A 17,289-nucleotide genomic window follows, 5' to 3' on the forward strand; every position below is an offset into this window, starting at 1 on the left:
AACGGGGGACCTGCGGATTAACAGTCCGTCGCTCTAACCAACTGAGCTAAGGGGGAAGCGTCATGCCTTTCAACGGGGCGAAATATTAATGACAGCTTTGCAAAGTGTCAACATAAAAACTTCATAAATTCAAAAAAGAAGGCTATTCGATGTTTTTATGTTCGATCTGAGCAAAATCTAACTGAAAATGGCAGCGTATTTACTATGAAATACCTGTATTCGTCTTTCTAAGTTGAATTTTTTGCTTGAATTTTATAGCTAAGTTGATGTTTCAAAATTGCGAAAAGTATTCGTTGTATAGATTTTCATCTTCTAAGAGAGAAAACCATCATTTATCTAAGATTTTATAACCATGCGACAAATTCAATCTAATCGATGCCTTTATCAGGCTAGAGTGTGCACGTTAGAGAGGTATTTTTCCTGTGGTTAGGGAGTATGATTTAAAAAGGGTCGGCTTTCATGTAGCGAAACGCGAACCAAAAGCGTATCAGTTTGTATGTTTTTATTTTTAATAATCATGATGTTGCATCAGGTTTGTAATATAGGTGAATATTTCACAGGGCTATTTATCAAGCTAGGTAGGTGAGCTAATTATGGCTTTTGTCAATTTTTAGACCTTAAGCGTTAAACACTAAACTTGTCTTGTTTTGTCATTTAACTCTGTTAGCCTCCTTTAAAAGCCTTGATAAATGCGGCTTCCAGAGAGTTATCCACGGTTTCTGTGGATAACTCTGTTTATTAAACTTTAAGAACAGCTATAGTGCTAGGTTTTTAGGGCGCTACAGCAATTTCAAGTACTAAAATGATTTTTTTTATAGTATTTAAAATCAATTAGTTAGTCTTTTAAACTGAAGTGAGGCTGAATTGGCAGGTAATTTTTTTACAGGCTATTAAATAGTCTATTTTGCTGTGTAAAAAAACAGCGTTTACTGCCTTTTAAATGTAATAGAGCTATTAATAGTGTTTTTATATTGTTTTTTAATGGGGTTGATGGTTAATTTTGCACCAAAGCGTTAAAAGTTGCACTTTAATAACCTTGGAGTGACATCCTGAAATAATCTTACTGTAATAGTCTTTGCTAATACTAAGCACATATCTGTTTCAAATAGCAATCCAGTAAAAGGTGCTTCTTTTACAGACGTTGCAGATATTCAGCTTTACATTATAAAGAAGTGGCAGTGAAGCTTTCTTTGAATAAATCATGGCTTGCAAGAGCAGGATGCTTTAAACTTACAGGTTCAGTAAAAGAGGCTAAAGTATTCCCATGAGCGTGACTTCGCAAAGCAAATCTAAACCTGATCTTTTAAACTCGCCAATCTTACCCACGTTAAAAAAAATGACCATTCCAATGATTTTTGGCATGATTACGCTGATGATGTTCAATCTTGTTGATACTTTCTTTATCAGCTTACTCGGCACAGAACCACTTGCGGCCGTTAGTTTTACCTTCCCTGTAACATTTACTGTGATTAGCTTAGCGATTGGTTTGGGCATAGGTACTTCAGCCGTAATAGCTAAAGCCTTAGGTAGTGACAAGCTTGATGAGGCACGCTTCGATGCGAGTATTGCTTTATTGATCTCTGTCGTGATGGTGTTTTTTTTATCGGTGCTTGGCTACCTACTCATTGCGCCTACTTTCAAACTACTCGGGGCAGGGCAGCAAGTATTGCCATTGATACATGATTACATGAGCGTGTGGTTTTTGGGCAGTGTCTTTTTGATCACCCCCATGGTTGGAAACTCTGTTTTACGTGCAAGTGGTGATACAAAAACACCGAGTATCGTTATGGGGGGCGCTGGCTTAATCAATGCTATTTTAGACCCCATACTTATTTTTGGTTTCGGCCCAGTTCCCGCTCTTGGTATTCAAGGGGCAGCCATTGCAAGTGTCATTGCATGGTCCGTAGCTGTGGTGATTATTCTCTATATTTTAGCGGTTAAAAATGGCTTATTAAGTTTGCACGCCGGTCAACAAACTGTCATAGGTGCAGTGCGCAAAATTCTGAAAATTGGTTTACCCGCGGCAGGCGCAAATATGTTAACACCAATTGCTATGGCGGTGATGACAGCACTTGTGGCTAAACATGGCCCAGAGGCTGTTGCAGCTTTTGGTGTCGGCAGTCGTATAGAATCAATAGCAAGCCTTGTTGTATTGGCGCTGTCGATGACATTGCCTCCCTTTGTCAGCCAGAACTTTGGTGCAAGAAAATTTGAACGTGTAAAAGAAGCTTATACCACAACGTTAAAGTTTGTGATGATTTGGCAGTTTGCTATTTATTTATTACTTATTGTGGCATCAGGATTTATTGCTGATGTATTTGGTAAAGAGCAAGCTGTTATTGATGTTATTAAGCTATTTATTTACATTCTCCCTTTAAGTTATGGCTTGCAAGGGGTCATTATTTTATCTAATTCATCGTTTAATGCGTTACATAAACCCATGAATGCGTTAATTTTAAGTGTTGTACGTTTATTTATTTTCTATGTTCCTTTTGCCTATGTAGGGAACCTTATGGCAGGGCTAACGGGGTTATTTATTGGTGCCGCTGCTGGTAATTTATTTACAGCTGTTGTTGCTTACAAATGGTTTATAAAGGATGTGGAACTTTTAAGCGCTGCATCGATGAAGGAGTGTCATTCATGAGCGATCATTTTCAACTTGTCTCACAGTTTCAGCCCAGTGGCGATCAGCCAACTGCAATAGCTCAGTTAAAGGACGGGTTAGAAGCCGGCCTTGCACACCAGACCTTGTTAGGAGCAACGGGAACAGGCAAAACCTTTACTATGGCTAATATTATCCATGATTTAAATCGTCCCACGATAATCATGGCACATAATAAAACATTAGCAGCTCAACTTTATGGCGAAATGAAAGAGTTTTTTCCACATAATGCGGTTGAGTATTTTGTTTCCTATTATGATTATTACCAACCCGAAGCCTATGTGGTAGCCAGTGACACATTCATTGAAAAAGATGCGTCTATTAATGAGCATATTGAACAAATGCGTTTGAGTGCGACGAAAGCACTATTAGAACGTCGAGATACCATTATCGTTGCTTCAGTATCAGCTATTTACGGCTTAGGTGATCCCGACTCGTACATGAAAATGATGTTGTTACTAAAAGTGGGTGAGAGTGTTGACCAGCGAGATATGCTGCGCCGCTTAGCTGAGCTGCAATATACACGCAATGATATAGAGTTTAGCCGTGGCACATACCGCGTACGTGGTGAAGTGATTGATATTTTCCCAGCTGAATCTGACACTTATGCAGTACGTGTTGAAATGTTTGATGACGAAATTGAACGTTTGAGTATTTTTGATCCCCTCACAGGGGCTGTAGAAAAGCATATTGTTCGCGCGACAATTTATCCCAAAACACACTATGTAACACCTCGCGAAAAAATTCTGGATGCCATTGATAAAATTAAAGATGAGCTTAAAGACCGTCGTTCTCAATTGCTTAGTGCTAATAAACTGGTTGAGGAGCAGCGGATAGCCCAACGTACACAATACGACATTGAAATGATGACTGAACTAGGCTATTGCTCTGGCATCGAAAACTACAGTCGTTATTTATCAGGCCGCACACCTGGCGATCCACCGCCAACATTATTAGATTATTTACCCGATGATGCATTAATGATCATTGATGAATCTCACGTTACTGTATCGCAAATCGGTGCGATGTATAAAGGTGATAGAAGCCGCAAAGAAAATCTCGTTGAATATGGCTTTCGTTTACCTTCGGCATTAGATAATCGCCCATTACGGTTTGAAGAGTTTGAGGCTATTGCGCCGCAAACAATCTATGTATCAGCGACGCCAGGTAATTTTGAATTAGAGCGCTCAGCTGGAGAAGTCGCAGAGCAGGTGATTCGTCCTACAGGGCTTATAGACCCTGAAATTGAAGTGCGACCTGTAAGTACTCAGGTTGATGATTTATTGTCGGAAATCTACAAGCGTGTAGAGGTTAATGAGCGGGTATTGGTGACTACGTTAACGAAACGTATGGCCGAGGATTTAACCGACTATCTAAATGATCATGATGTAAAAGTTCGCTACTTACACTCAGATATCGACACCGTCGAACGGGTTGAAATCATTCGTGATTTACGTGCTGGTGTGTTTGATGTGTTGGTAGGCATTAACTTATTGCGAGAAGGTCTCGATATGCCAGAAGTATCCTTGGTAGCGATACTTGATGCAGATAAAGAGGGCTTTTTGCGATCTACACGTTCATTGATCCAAACCATAGGCCGTGCAGCACGCCACTTAAACGGTAAAGCAATTTTATATGGTGACCGTATTACAAATTCTATGCGTCAAGCCATTGATGAAACAGACCGTCGTCGTGAAAAACAGCAGGCTTACAACCTTGAACATGGTATTGAGCCACAAGCTCTGGTTAAAAGTATCACCGATATTATGGATGTGGGTGAAGAAGCAACGCCAAAAGACAATCTTAAATTAGTACGAAAAGAGTCAAAACAGGTATTAAGCGCGAAACAAATAGCTGATCAGATTAAAAACCTTGAAGCAAAAATGCATGCTTATGCAAGTGACCTTGAGTTTGAAAAGGCAGCCTCTGTGCGTGATGAAATACATGAATTACAACAACAATTAATTAACTAAGTGCAATGACAAATAAATTTTCAGCCATTTTAACTGCGTTAGCAGATGCGCCGCTTGCGGCAAATGAGTTATGCCGAATTTTTCATGGCCGTGGCCACTCGGTGACTGAGCTTAGCCATATTAATCTTGATTTTTATCCACCGGCACTGTTTTTAGTTTCGTATCAAGAAATTGAAAATGATGAACTAACGCAATTAACAGATACAATTTGGCAATGGGCACAAGAGCATGTTCCTGAGCTTGTAAACACGCTGGTTTATCAACAACGTAGTGGAATTAATACGCGCAACACATTGATTTACGGTGAGTTACCGCAAGAACATGTCGTAACTGAAAACAGTATTAAGTTTAAAGTTGATTTATTAAGTAGACAAAATACCGGTATTTTTCCGGATATGCGTCGTGGTCGTGAGTTTGTGCAAGCCAATAGTAATAACGCAAAGGTGCTTAATCTGTTTTCATACACCTGTGGTTTTTCTGTTGCTGCAATGCAGGGTGGTGCAGATCAAGTTATTAATATGGACATGAATAAAGGTGTGCTGCGAACAGGCAAGCATAACCATCAACTCAATGGCTTTACTCATGGGGTGAGTTTTTACCCCCATGATATTTTAAAATCGTTCGGTAAGCTGAAAAAGTCAGCACCGTATGAATTGATCATTGTTGATCCACCTAGCTTCCAAAAAGGGAGCTTTATATTGACCAAGGACTATCAAAAAATCCTGCGTCGGTTACCTGAGCTGCTAAACGAAAACACCCAGCTTTTATTGTGCGCTAATAGCCCAGAGCTGTCAGAGCAGGCGTTTAAAGATTTAATTACTGAACATACTCAAGGCGCAATTAGTTTTGTTGAACGCTTGGCGCCTACTGATGGGTTTGTTGAAGTGGATAGTGATAGAAGTTTAAAAGCACTCGTTTATAAATCGGCATAAGAATGGCTCTGAGTAAACGTTTATCTGCTATTGCTTCGATGGTCACAATTGAGTATGACGAAATTTGGGACTGTTGTTGCGACCACGGTTTTTTAGGCATTGAATTACTAAAGCAAAATAAGGCACCGAAGATTCACTTTGTGGATATTGTGCCAGAGCTAATGCAGTCATTGCGTAATGTGCTTGAACGCTTTTCGACAGATAAGCAGCGCACAGCTTGGCAGGTCCATTGTCAAGATGTGGCTAGGATTGAACTGAGCCCTAATAAGCGTCACTTGGTCATAATTGCAGGGGTTGGGGGAGATTTACTCGTGCAGTTTTTATCGCAAATAGTATTGCGTAATCCCCATTGTCAAATTGATTTTGCTGTTTGTCCTGTACATCACAGCTATAAAGTGCGAAGCCATATGCAAACATTAAATATGGGCTTAGTCGATGAACAAATTATTTGTGAAAACAAGCGCTTTTATGAGGTTATTGCTGTTAGCACACTGTCATCAGAGCCGCTTTCACGGACAGGTACAAATATGTGGCAATTGAGTCGTAAAGAGCACAAAGCATATCTACAGCAATTACGTGCTCACTACGGCCGTATGCTGAATCAAGATGCTGAGTATTATCAAGGTGTGCTTGATGAATATAAAGCGCTAGATTGTTAATTACAGCTTATTAATTTCTTGTTTTACGTTATAGCTTGAATCGGTCACAATCGCTTCAAGTGTTTGTACCCGTTGCTTTAATTCAAGTAATTCAGCGGTAACAGCCGCCACTTGTTCATTTGCTTCTTTGCTGTCTTTTAAGGTACGAGATTTAAACTCTAGGTGTTTTTTATACATATCGTAGATAACACCTGAACTGACGGAAATGAGTACAATTAATACCACCATGGTTGTACCTGACATAATTTATCCTCCTTTTATATTTGTACTTTATTCAATAGAGTATAGCTTGCATTATAAAAAGAAAAGGGGTTTGTGTTACAAGGTATTTCCTTTGTCGTGCTATAACGGTGGAGATGATAACAAAAATGAGGAGGTTAATACGGTTAAAGCCGCACAATAAATAAACTGCTTAGGTTAATCAGATGCTTGCATTAACTTTTTTTCAAAATCAGATTTTACAATTTCAAGAGCTGCGAGTACATCTTCTGCTGGCACATCGTTTTGTTCTAATAGCATGATTAAATCGACAGCAAGCTTAATATGATTTGGCGCAGCCTCCAATTCACGACTCATTATTGAGTTCCTTCTTCTTTGAAACTTGAGTGATGGCAACATCGATAGCGGTTTGTACTTGTTGCTCCATTAGCATTCGCTCTGATTGCGGCAGATAAAACTCCATATCTACATCGTAACGAATATAACGCGCAGGTAACTGATTAAGGACTGTACAGCACAAGTCAGCCATGATGTCTTCATTATACACTGATTCAAGATTGCGTTTTGCAATATCATCTACAACGAGCTTTTCAAAATAATTGTGAATATCATCGTGTAACTTCATACATATCGACCCTGATTAATTAGTATTTTTAGTGTATACCAAGCTTTAAAATAAATCGACAGCGGCTTTAAAAAGCTGTTTATGTACATTAACTAAACGTTCGGTGTCACGTTGATAGCCGCCACCTAATGCTGCAAAAATAGGAATGTTATGTGCCTTGGCTTGGCTTAAAACAAAATGGTCGCGTTGATAAACACCCGATAAACTTACCGAAAAATGGCCTAATTCGTCATCACTAAAAATATCTGCACCTGCGTTGTATAAGATAATATCCGGTTGATGCAGTCTAGTTGTAAGCTCAAAGGCTTGTTGCACAGCTTTTAGGTAGTCACTATCTTTCGTTCCATGCTCAAGAGAAAAGTCGTAATTAGAGCACTGCTTAATGCGAGGGAAATTTTGTTCGCAATGAATAGAGCAACTAATAATCTGCTCGTGTTGATTAATAATCTCGGCAGTGCCGTCACCTTGATGTACATCACAATCAAAAATAACTACGGTGTCGGCTTGTTCAGTTTGTATAAGGTGTGCGGCGGCAATCGCTAAGTCATTAAAAATGCAAAAACCACTGCCATGATCACTAAATGCATGGTGATAACCGCCACTTAAGTTAAATGCTGCACCATGCTTTAAAGCATATTCAGCGCCTTGAATTGCTGCTCCCACTGAATATAAGCTACGCTCAACAAGTGATTCAGACCAAGGAAAGCCCATTTTTTTAATGGCTTTTGGTGCAAGCGTACCTGCGAGAAATGCATCTATGTAATGCTGGTCGTGGCACAGGGCTAAGTGTTCTTTATTTGCTTGCTTGGGTGTTATAAAAAAATCGTCATCAATAAAATGACTTAGCTGCTCTTTTAACAATTGGTATTTTTGAATCGGAAAGCGGTGTCGCTCTGGTAAATCAAGTGCAGAGTAGCTAGGGTGGTAGTAGTACATTATTTGAGTTGCTGTTTTTCGACTTGCTGTATTTTATCTTCAGTGGCCGAAATGGCTTTTCGGCACCGGCCAAGCCTTGCATGAAGAGCTAATATTTCTTTGTTTATTTCACTCGCTTGGGTAGTATTAGCAGCATCGAGTTTTAATTTTCTTTCTTCAATCATTAACACCAATCTGCGCTCGAACTCATGATTTTGTTTCAATTCATCATACAGCTCATGCGATGATTGCATAATCTTTTTAACTGCTTGTTTAAAAATATGCTGTTTTGGTTTTGCTTTATGAGTGAATTTATTCTCTTTTGCCCACACAGGCGTTGATTTTATGACATTAAATACTGCTTGCACCTGTTGAGTTATGCGCTCTAGTGCATATTGATAGGCATGACGATGTTCAGCGGGTGGTAAAGTGGCAAGCTCTTCTTCTATCTCGATGACATAATCGGCGAGTTTCATGCTCTTTGTTGAAAAGACCCCTTTATCAAACAAACTTGGTTGCGCTTGCATATAACGGTTTTTAGAAAAAAAGTGACCGTTATCAAATTGTTCAGCTTGATGCTTAAGCCTAGCAATTTGTTCATGTAGTTTGTTTAAAGCAGGTGAGTTCATTTATAGGTAGGCCTCATAAATTAACTTTAAAGCTAAAATAATTACCACAGTATTAAAAACAGGGCGAATCATTTTACTGCCGAATTTTATTGCAGAATGAGCGCCAATCCACGCACCCAACATAAGAAAAAAGCCCATCGTGATACCAAGCAAAAAGTTAACATGGCCCAGTGCGACAAAGGTGATCAACGAGATAAAATTTGAAACAAAGTTCATTGATCGAGCAAGACCGCAGTTTAGCAGCAAGCTCATTTTATAAAGTAAGCTGTTTGACGCGGTCCAAAAAGTCCCCGTGCCTGGCCCTGCTAGGCCATCAAAAAAGCCCAGCCCCAAGCCTTGTATCCATTGTTTAAGTTTTGTTTTTGCATCGAGTTTAGGCAGTTCATTATGCTCGGTTGTGCTTAAACTACCAAATAGGCTGTAGCATGCGACTAAAATAATAACGATAGGGAGCAATTTGTTTAAAAAGTCGATACTTAGGTAATCAACGATTAAGGTACCTAACAGCGCACCAATGGCTGTGGCCATAATGGAAGCGGCCCAAAACCTAGGGTTAAATAGCTTTTTGCGAAAGTAAGTGACACTTGCAGTGAGTGAGCCAAAACTAGCAGCTAACTTATTGGTACCTAGGGTTAGATGGGGAGGAAGGCCTGCGGTCAAAAGTGCAGGTACTGTCAGCATACCGCCACCGCCTGCAATTGCATCAATAAAGCCTGCGGCTAAGGCAACAGCGCAAAGTAGTGCCCATGTGGTTGGATCTAAAGCTAATTCAAACATTAATAATCAATTTGTCTTTTAAAGGGTGGCAAGGTATCAAGCATGGCTTTGCCATACCGCTTGGTCACTAAACGGCGATCAAGTATTGTAATGCGACCTTGATCATTTTCTTTGCGCAGCAGTCTACCACAGCTTTGTACTAATTTCTTCGCTGCATCAGGAACGGTGATCGATAAAAAAGGATTGCCTCCTTTACTTTGTACAAATTCCGCTTGGGCTTCTTCAATTGGTGACGTGGGCACTGCAAATGGGATTTTTGTGATTACTAAGTTTTCAAGGTACTTGCCGGGCAGATCAAGCCCCTCGGAGAGACTTTGTGTGCCAAATAAATAACTAGCGCGTCCTAGATCAACATTTGCTTTGTGTTTTTTGAGTAAGGCTTCACGTGACATCTCGCCTTGTACGAGCACATCAATACCTTTACTGCGTAGCACCTTTACAACGTGATCCATCTGCCAATATGAAGCAAACAGGACTAAGTTGGCTCTTTTATCATCTAGGAATTTGGGTAATTGCTCAGCGAGATGATCACTAAACGATTTATCTGTGGGTTCAATATGGCTGCTTGGAATATGCAACGTCGCTTGTTTTGGGTAGTCAAATGGTGAAGGCACTTTGATGTATTTTACGCCTTCTTCTTTTGCAAGCCCGCATTCGTAAGCAAAATGATCAAATGAACCAAGCGCCGTTAATGTGGCTGAACAGAGCACTGCACCTGCACATTGGTTCCATAATTTATCTTTTAGGTAATAACCGACTTCAATAGGACAATCGCTGAGTAAATGATCATGATGGTTCTTATACTCTAGGCGTTTTATCCACCGTGCATGGGGAATACCTTCGCCTTTTGTGGCATAACTAAACCATAATTTGTTCAGTAACTCTAAGCGATTAATATACTGACCGCTTTCAGCTAAGATAGGATCGGCTACGTAAGGTTTTATATCGCCATCACTGACATCTTGTACCAAGGTGTCATGCATTTTGTTAAGAGCGCGTAGAGCATCTAAAGTGGCATCGCTGATATCTTTTGCTTTCGCATGTAAAGAGGCTGGGATTTCACCGTGCTCAAAACGATAGGTATCGTCACTGTTGTAGTTAAAATCTGCATTATCAAGAATATCACGCACCACTTTTAAATTCTTTGCCGCATCATTGATACTGTCACTGAGCTTGAAGTTTTGTCCTATGGCTTTTTGACCTACCAATACATTCGCCATTTTTCCAGCGAATTTAACCAGCTTATCAAGCCAATCTATAGTTCCTTTAATCGTTGCAGCAGCAGATGAAAAATCTCGGGTGATGTGGGCTAAGTGATGCGCTTCATCAATCACATAAATAGTGTCATCAGGCTCAGGGAGAATCTTACCGCCGCCAAGGTCTAAATCAGCGAGCAATAAAGAATGGTTAATGACGAGTACGTCCATTTGCATAAGACGCTGACGTGCCATGTGAAAAGGGCATAATTGATGAGCACGCATCTGCCGTTGGCATGAGTGCTTATCACAAGCAATTAAGTTCCACACTTTATCAGGAATTGTATCAGCCCAGCTATCGCGGTCGCCTTGCCATTGTTTTTTAGAGTAAGCATTATAGAGTTGTTTTAAACACTTGGTTTCCATATCAGATAATGGAGATGACAGTGTCGGCATAAACTCCATTTGTGTCTGGCTATCACCATTGACTGCAGCACTAAGCTTTTGTGCGCAAATATAGCGTTGCCGACCTTTAACCAAATCAAACTTTATATCCAGCCCTGAGTGTTCCTTAAAAAATGGCAGTTCTTTATTAATGAGCTGTTCTTGAAGGGCGACTGTCGCGGTTGAAATAACCAGCTTTTTCTTTTTTGCCATTGCCAGAGGGATGGCTCCCAAGCAATAGGCAAGTGATTTACCTGTGCCAGTACCCGCTTCTATAACGCAGATACGTTGCGATTTATGGTATTCGCCAGCCAAGGTTTTAGCGATTTCTGCTACTAAATAATTTTGACTGCTACGAGGACGATAATCAGTTAGGTTATCAGCAACATGCTTATGAATTTGCCTAATTGTTTTTTTTAAAGAGTCAGAAAGCATGTCCAGATAACCTAAAGTATGTATATAATTACAGTAATGAATTTTAGAGATTTAACGCGGTAACTACAAGCAACTTGTGGTTAATTTTGTCGCTCAGCGTTTGCTTTACTCTTTTAGGCTAAAAGGTTTTTACATGCAGCTTGCTTCTGGCTTTATTCTTTCTACGCAATGTTTTGATAATGCCAACGGTATATCTATGGTAGTGTGGATCTTGTCAGAGCAAGGGCCTGTTAAACTGATTAGTTCGCCGCAAAAGGCGGTATTTTTTGTTCGAGAGCAGGACCTGAATACTGTCACTCGCCTTTTTAATGAGTACCAAATTCACTGTGAAATTAAACATATATCATTAAAAACATTTCAACAACACTCTGTCGTTGCCTGTCATTTTTCGTCCTTAAAACACTATTATAAAGCAGCAAAACAACTTAAAGCTCACTTTGTGAATGTGTATGAAGACGATATCAGGCCGGTAGACCGCTTTTTGATGGAGCGTTTTATAAAAGGTGCGGTGTGGGCAAAGGGGCGAGTCGTTCAATCTTCACCTTTTCGTGTTTTAACAGATGTTCAGTTTAAACAAAATAATGATTTCACACCCCACTTTAATAGTCTCTCATTAGATATTGAGTGCAGTGGGGACGGTGTCTTATTTTCTGTGGGCTTAGTGGGGGACAAGGTCGATACTGTTTTAATGATAGGTGAGCCGCTTGATACATCAGAGCTTGATTTTAATATTCAATGGTGTGTTGATGAAATAGATTTGCTCACTAAATTATGTGAGAAAATTCAAGTAATTGACCCTGATGTTATTATTGGTTGGAATGTCATAGAGTTTGATTTCAGTGTGCTGTATGAGCGTGCTGAGGCACTCGGTGTTGAACTTCCCCTAGGGCGTAATAATGAAAAAATGCAGTTAAGGGTCGGCAATTTCACGCGTGTCACAGTCCCAGGCAGAGTTGTTATTGATGGTATTGATACGCTCAAAAATGCCACGTATCACTATGATAGTTTTAGCTTAGCTAATGTCGCCAGTATTGAGCTTGGTGAAGAAAAGCTGATTAGTACGGATAACCGGTTAGATGAGATTGTTCGTCAATTTAACGAGGATAAACTTTCTCTTGCAGCGTACAACCGACAAGATTGTATTTTAGTACAGCGTATTTTCAAAAAATTAAAGTTACTCGAATTTGCTGCCGTTCGCAGTCAAATGACCGGTCTTGAACTTGAAAGGATGGGCGGCTCTGTAGCTGCCTTTACCAACCTTTATCTTCCTTTATTACACCGTAGTGGCTATGTGGCACCGAATTTGGGTGATCATGGCTTAAGCTTTGACAGCCCCGGTGGCTATGTTATGAACTCTGAACCAGGGTTATATAAAAATATTGTGGTGCTCGATTATAAAAGTCTTTACCCGTCAATAATGCGTACTTTTTGCATTGACCCTTTAGGTCTAGTCGAGGGGCTAAAGGAACCAGAACTAGCGATTGAAGGGTTTAATCAAGCCCTGTTTTCAAGAACTAAGCACCATTTACCTAAATTAATTCGCCAATTAGCCACAACCCGACAAGTTGCTAAAGATAACAATCAACCGATGCTTTCGCAGGCCATTAAAATCATTATGAATAGTTTATATGGCGTATTAGGTTCTAAAGGTTGCCGATTTTACGATCCGCGTTTATCAAGTTCGATTACCTTACGCGGGCATGAGATCATGCAGACAACAAAGCGATGGATTGAGCAGTGGGGTTACCAAGTTATTTATGGTGATACAGATTCGACATTTGTTAAGTTAGATGATGAACTAAGCCCTGCAAATTGTCATGAAATAGGTATTGAACTTGCTACGAAAATTAATGCGCAATGGCACGCAGAGCTTGAAAAAAATTATAATATAACCAGCTACTTAGAAATTGAATATGAAACTCACTATAGTCCATTTTTTATGCCAACAATACGTGGTAAAGCAACGGGCTCAAAAAAGCGCTATGTAGGTAAGATAGATAAAAATGGCGCCACACACCTAGTGTTCAAAGGAATGGAGACAGTGCGCAGTGATTGGACAGAGTTAGCTCATAAATTTCAAGTTGAGTTGTTTGAAATATTATTTAGCGACTCATACAATCAAGAATTAATCATACAAACATTTGATAAGTATGTGAAAAAGCTCTATAACGGCGAATTCGATGCGCTGCTTATTTATCGTAAACGTTTAGGTCAACACTTAACTGATTACCAAAAAAATATCCCTCCTCATGTTAAAGCTGCAAAGCAATACCTAGCTGACAACCCTCACCGTGAAATTAAGCGCGGACAAACTATTGAATATGTGTACACCGCACAGGGAGCTGAATTTTATATCGGCACCCATCAATATGATTATTCCATTTATGTAAATAAGCAATTGTTGCCAATAGCTGAAATGATTGTTGGTAATTTAGTTGCAAAATTTGCGTCAATTGAAGATAGGCAAATACAGCTTCTCTAGTTCTTTCTGATGAATCTCCAGCTGTAAACTCCTCTATTTTAGTGGCTTGTGTTGGCTGTTTGTTTTTTGAGCGAGGAGGTGGAGTGCTACAGCTTAAATTTATTTTTATTAAATAAATGTAAATAAAGTGCTGGGAATTTATTTTCATTTGTTTGTTATTCTCCGGTCAAATCTATTTTCGGTAACAAAAAATAAACACAATTATACTAATTATAACCACTATTGGTGGTCCAGGGAGAATCAAATGTTAAATAATCAAGTTTCAAAAGCGGTGCGCCTTGCGCTTGCTTTTGGCGTTGCTTCTACTTCGACAGGTTTTTCTATGGCTGCAAATGCAGCCGATGACGGTGTTGAAAAAGTTGAACGCATCCAAGTAACAGGTTCACGTATCAAACGTACAGATCTTGAAACGGTTAGTCCTGTTACTGTAATGACTGCTGAAGAGATTAAGTTGAGCGGTTTCTCTCGTGTTGAGGATGTATTAAACCAATTACCACAAATTGAAGCTGCGCAAAGTTCATTTCTTGCGAATGGCGCAACGGGTACCGCGACCGTTGACCTTCGTGGCCTTGGCTCAAACAGAACATTGGTATTGATCAATGGCCGCCGTATGCAGGCTGGTAGTATTACATCTCAGGTTCCAGATATTAACCAAATTCCAGCATCATTAGTTAAGCGTGTTGACGTACTCACAGGTGGTGCGGCGGCAGTTTATGGTGCTGATGCTGTTGCGGGTGTTGTTAACTTTGTGATGAACGATGAGTTTGATGGTATTTCATTCAATATGGGAGCATCAGGCTATCAACATAATAATGATAATGGGTATATTCAAGGCCTGATGGATGATCAAGGCTATGATTATGAAACGGGCAATACGGGGATCGATGGTAAGTCATATAGCTTAGATTTAACGGTAGGTAGTGGCTTTGACTCTGGTAAAGGCCATGCAGTTGGTTACGTAACTTACAACCGTCAAACAGAGTTGTTGCAGGGCAGCCGCGACTATTCGTCATGTGCTTTAAATGGTGCGGGTAACGTGTGTGGTGGTTCAGCAAATACACCAAACCCACACTTTGATATCTTCCCTGTGGTTGATGGCGAAGTAGACTATAAACAAGAATTTTGGGGCTATCTAAACCCAAATGGTCAGGGTTTTATTGAAGACGATGGTTATCGTTATAACTATGCGCCGGTGAATCACTTCTTACGCCCAAATGAGCGCTTTACATTAGGTAGCTTCATTGATTATGAAATCAATGAGCACTTTAGACCATACCTAGAGTTCTCATTTATGCACAATAGAACAGCTGGTCAAATCGCTGAGTCAGGTACGTTCTTCAACGAAGAGTTTTTAATGGATTATAACAACCCATTATTGTCGGACTTACAAAAACAGCAGTTGCAAGAGCTTTTTGGTCAAACAGGAAGTGACCAATTTGTTGCTTACATCGGTAAACGTAATGTTGAAGGTGGCCCGCGTGCAGATAACCTAGAGCATACTTCATATCGTATCCTAACGGGTATGGAAGGTGAGATTAATGATAACTGGACATATGATGTTAGCTATAACTACTCTGCAACAACATCGAGCTCAGTGTATAAAAATGATTTATTAGCACCAAAAATTGGTCCTCGTGTTGGCGCTGTTGGTACATCATGTGAAGAAGCAGATGGTTGTCTTTACTATAATGTATTTGAACTAGATGGCGTAACACCTGAGCAAGCAGCGCAACTGGCAGGTGTTGGTACGCAAACTGGTTTAGTGACACAAACAATTTATAGTGGTTATGTATCAGGTGAGCTTGATTTGACTCTGCCAAGTGCATCTTTACCTATTGCAGCTGTATTTGGTGTGGAACGCCGTGAGCAAGAATATGAGCGCACATCAGATACGGTTTATGAAGAAGGTCAGTTATTAGGTCAAGGTGGTCCATCACCAAGCTTATATGGCTCGATTGATGTAAATGAAGTGTACGGTGAGCTACAAATCCCAGTGCTAGATGAGTTTAATATTTCAACGGCTGCACGTTGGTCTGATTACTCAACAACAGGTTCAGATACAACTTACTCAATTGGTGGTGATTATACACTAGCCGATGCGTATAAGTTCCGTGCAAGCTTTGCAAAAGCGGTTCGTGCTCCTAATGTTGGTGAGCTATTCTCAGCACAAAGCATCAGCCTTTGGAGTGGTAGTGACGGTTGTGCAAGTGACAGCCCTGCATATGATTCAGCGCAGTGTGCTAACACGGGTGTAACTGGTTCACAGTATGGTGCCGTTACTGCATCACCTGCGGGTCAATACAATCAATTTGCTGGTGGTAATCCAAACCTAAAACCGGAAGAGGCTGAAACTATTACGATTGGTTTAGTTGCAAACCCATTTGATAACTTCAACTTCTCTGTTGACTATTTCCAAATTGAAATGGAAAAGGTAGTGGGTGTTGTGGGTGCTGAGCGCATCTTAAATAACTGTGCTACAACCGGTGATGCTTTCTTCTGTGATAATATTCAACGAAGTGCATCAGGTAGCCTATGGTTAGGCCAAGATGGTTATGTTGTAAACTTAAGTGACAACATTGGTGGTCGTACGTGGGAAGGTGTTGATTTAACAGCTGCTTATACAATGGAGCTTAACGAAGCAACATTGAAATTTGATATTAATGGTTACTACAGCATCAAAAAAGAAGTGGAGCCAATCTTAGGTGATGAGTCACTGGCTTATGATTGTTCTGGTAATGTAAGTACGGACTGTTTTGCATCACCAAAATGGCGTCACACTGCGAATGTAAATTATATTGCAGATGATTGGCGAGTAGGCCTTAAATGGCGTTACTACGGCGGCGTAGATTACGAAGGTGATGCAGATACATCATTAATTGAAAATGGTGGTATTGATTCTTACAATTTCATCGACCTTTCAGGTAATTACTCTGTAAATGAGCACGTAACGCTGACAGGTGGTATTAATAACATCTTTGATAAAGAGCCACCTATGGTTGGTAACACTATTTCGTCAAACGCGAATACAGTAGCCGGCTACTATGACACTTTAGGTCGTTTTGTACATATGAGTGTTAACCTTAAGTTCTAATGAACTGTTAATATTTTTCCCTACTAAGGCCAAGGCATTATGTTTTGGCCTTTTTCTTTGTTGCATTAATTGTTTGTTTCGAGCTATTTGACAGGTCTACTTGTGTAACTGCTTGGTTAAATCAATTTTTATACAACATCTAGCCAGTTTTGCGTAAAGTTATTGTTACCGTATTGCTTTTTGGCATCATCGTTAAATGCAAGAAGTTAATACACAATAGGTCGTTTTATTGTAGGGGATAACTTATTCT

General features: G+C 40.0%; 13 protein-coding genes and 1 tRNA gene (1 of these 14 running past the window's edge). 6 read left to right on the top strand and 8 right to left on the bottom strand.

Annotation, left to right across the window (positions count from 1 at the left end; all coding sequences use genetic code 11):
- Window positions 1–56 (bottom strand) — tRNA-Asn (locus PAARA_RS20680) (it extends 305 nt beyond the left edge of the window).
- 1,208 nt (window positions 57–1,264) lie between these two features.
- On the opposite strand from PAARA_RS20680, the gene PAARA_RS16030 reads away from it, so the two are divergent.
- The 4 genes from PAARA_RS16030 to PAARA_RS16045 are packed head-to-tail and all read left to right on the top strand — an operon-like array spanning window position 1,265 to window position 6,226.
- Entirely contained in the window at window positions 1,265–2,644 is a 1,380-nt protein-coding gene (locus tag PAARA_RS16030) for an MATE family efflux transporter (RefSeq protein WP_062569987.1), read from the top strand.
- Window positions 2,641–4,635 carry an excinuclease ABC subunit UvrB gene (gene uvrB / locus PAARA_RS16035; protein WP_062569988.1) on the top strand — a complete coding sequence of 665 codons (1,995 nt, stop codon included), beginning with the start codon at window positions 2,641–2,643 and terminating at the stop codon, window positions 4,633–4,635. Before PAARA_RS16030 ends, uvrB begins: the two co-directional genes overlap by 4 nt.
- A gap of 5 nt (window positions 4,636–4,640) precedes the next feature.
- On the top strand, window positions 4,641–5,567 hold the full coding sequence (locus PAARA_RS16040; protein WP_062569989.1) for a class I SAM-dependent methyltransferase: 927 nt from the start codon (window positions 4,641–4,643) through the stop codon (window positions 5,565–5,567).
- A 2-nt stretch (window positions 5,568–5,569) separates the two neighbouring features.
- Entirely contained in the window at window positions 5,570–6,226 is a 657-nt protein-coding gene (locus tag PAARA_RS16045; RefSeq protein WP_062569990.1) for a tRNA (adenine(22)-N(1))-methyltransferase, read from the top strand.
- Here PAARA_RS16045 and PAARA_RS16050 read toward each other — a convergent pair whose 3' ends face one another.
- From PAARA_RS16050 to dinG, 7 genes are all read right to left on the bottom strand, one after another.
- On the bottom strand, window positions 6,227–6,469 hold the full coding sequence (locus tag PAARA_RS16050) for a hypothetical protein (protein ID WP_062569991.1): 243 nt from the start codon (window positions 6,467–6,469) through the stop codon (window positions 6,227–6,229).
- A 174-nt stretch (window positions 6,470–6,643) separates the two neighbouring features.
- Window positions 6,644–6,802: a YbaM family protein gene (locus PAARA_RS20445; RefSeq protein WP_083515333.1), complete on the bottom strand. Its 159-nt coding sequence runs from the start codon at window positions 6,800–6,802 to the stop codon at window positions 6,644–6,646.
- The gene (locus PAARA_RS16055; RefSeq protein WP_062569992.1) at window positions 6,792–7,070 is read right to left on the bottom strand and encodes a late competence development ComFB family protein; all 279 of its coding nucleotides are present in this window, start codon (window positions 7,068–7,070) and stop codon (window positions 6,792–6,794) included. The genes PAARA_RS20445 and PAARA_RS16055 overlap by 11 nt, the downstream gene beginning before the upstream one ends.
- 45 nt (window positions 7,071–7,115) lie before the next feature.
- A complete protein-coding gene (locus tag PAARA_RS16060) occupies window positions 7,116–8,009 on the bottom strand; it encodes a histone deacetylase family protein (protein ID WP_209438191.1) in 894 nt (297 codons plus the stop codon).
- Window positions 8,006–8,614, bottom strand: a complete 609-nt coding sequence (locus PAARA_RS16065; RefSeq protein ID WP_062569994.1) for a primosomal replication protein — start codon at window positions 8,612–8,614, stop codon at window positions 8,006–8,008. Before PAARA_RS16065 ends, PAARA_RS16060 begins: the two co-directional genes overlap by 4 nt.
- On the bottom strand, window positions 8,615–9,391 hold the full coding sequence (locus PAARA_RS16070) for a TSUP family transporter (protein WP_062569995.1): 777 nt from the start codon (window positions 9,389–9,391) through the stop codon (window positions 8,615–8,617).
- Window positions 9,391–11,466 carry an ATP-dependent DNA helicase DinG gene (gene dinG, locus PAARA_RS16075; RefSeq protein ID WP_062569996.1) on the bottom strand — a complete coding sequence of 692 codons (2,076 nt, stop codon included), beginning with the start codon at window positions 11,464–11,466 and terminating at the stop codon, window positions 9,391–9,393. Before dinG ends, PAARA_RS16070 begins: the two co-directional genes overlap by 1 nt.
- 133 nt (window positions 11,467–11,599) lie before the next feature.
- Between dinG and PAARA_RS16080 the strand changes: the two genes are divergently transcribed.
- Window positions 11,600–13,948 carry a DNA polymerase II gene (locus tag PAARA_RS16080; protein WP_062569997.1) on the top strand — a complete coding sequence of 783 codons (2,349 nt, stop codon included), beginning with the start codon at window positions 11,600–11,602 and terminating at the stop codon, window positions 13,946–13,948.
- A gap of 244 nt (window positions 13,949–14,192) precedes the next feature.
- Window positions 14,193–17,039 (top strand): TonB-dependent receptor, encoded by a 2,847-nt coding sequence (locus PAARA_RS16085; RefSeq protein ID WP_062569998.1) that lies wholly within the window; start codon window positions 14,193–14,195, stop codon window positions 17,037–17,039.
- The last annotated feature ends 250 nt before the right edge of the window (window positions 17,040–17,289 follow it).

The organism is Pseudoalteromonas arabiensis (assembly GCF_001550155.1).
GTDB lineage: Bacteria > Pseudomonadota > Gammaproteobacteria > Enterobacterales > Alteromonadaceae > Pseudoalteromonas > Pseudoalteromonas arabiensis.

Excerpts from the sequence above, each read along its gene's own strand:
- PAARA_RS16030 (WP_062569987.1), top strand. The coding sequence starts at position 1,265 with ATGAGCGTGACTTCGCAAAGCAAATCTAAACCTGATCTTTTAAACTCG.
- uvrB (WP_062569988.1), top strand. The coding sequence starts at position 2,641 with ATGAGCGATCATTTTCAACTTGTCTCACAGTTTCAGCCCAGTGGCGAT.
- PAARA_RS16040 (WP_062569989.1), top strand. The coding sequence starts at position 4,641 with ATGACAAATAAATTTTCAGCCATTTTAACTGCGTTAGCAGATGCGCCG.
- PAARA_RS16045 (WP_062569990.1), top strand. The coding sequence starts at position 5,570 with ATGGCTCTGAGTAAACGTTTATCTGCTATTGCTTCGATGGTCACAATT.
- PAARA_RS16050 (WP_062569991.1), bottom strand. The coding sequence starts at position 6,469 with ATGTCAGGTACAACCATGGTGGTATTAATTGTACTCATTTCCGTCAGT.
- PAARA_RS20445 (WP_083515333.1), bottom strand. The coding sequence starts at position 6,802 with ATGAGTCGTGAATTGGAGGCTGCGCCAAATCATATTAAGCTTGCTGTC.
- PAARA_RS16055 (WP_062569992.1), bottom strand. The coding sequence starts at position 7,070 with ATGAAGTTACACGATGATATTCACAATTATTTTGAAAAGCTCGTTGTA.
- PAARA_RS16065 (WP_062569994.1), bottom strand. The coding sequence starts at position 8,614 with ATGAACTCACCTGCTTTAAACAAACTACATGAACAAATTGCTAGGCTT.
- PAARA_RS16070 (WP_062569995.1), bottom strand. The coding sequence starts at position 9,391 with ATGTTTGAATTAGCTTTAGATCCAACCACATGGGCACTACTTTGCGCT.
- dinG (WP_062569996.1), bottom strand. The coding sequence starts at position 11,466 with ATGCTTTCTGACTCTTTAAAAAAAACAATTAGGCAAATTCATAAGCAT.
- PAARA_RS16080 (WP_062569997.1), top strand. The coding sequence starts at position 11,600 with ATGCAGCTTGCTTCTGGCTTTATTCTTTCTACGCAATGTTTTGATAAT.
- PAARA_RS16085 (WP_062569998.1), top strand. The coding sequence starts at position 14,193 with ATGTTAAATAATCAAGTTTCAAAAGCGGTGCGCCTTGCGCTTGCTTTT.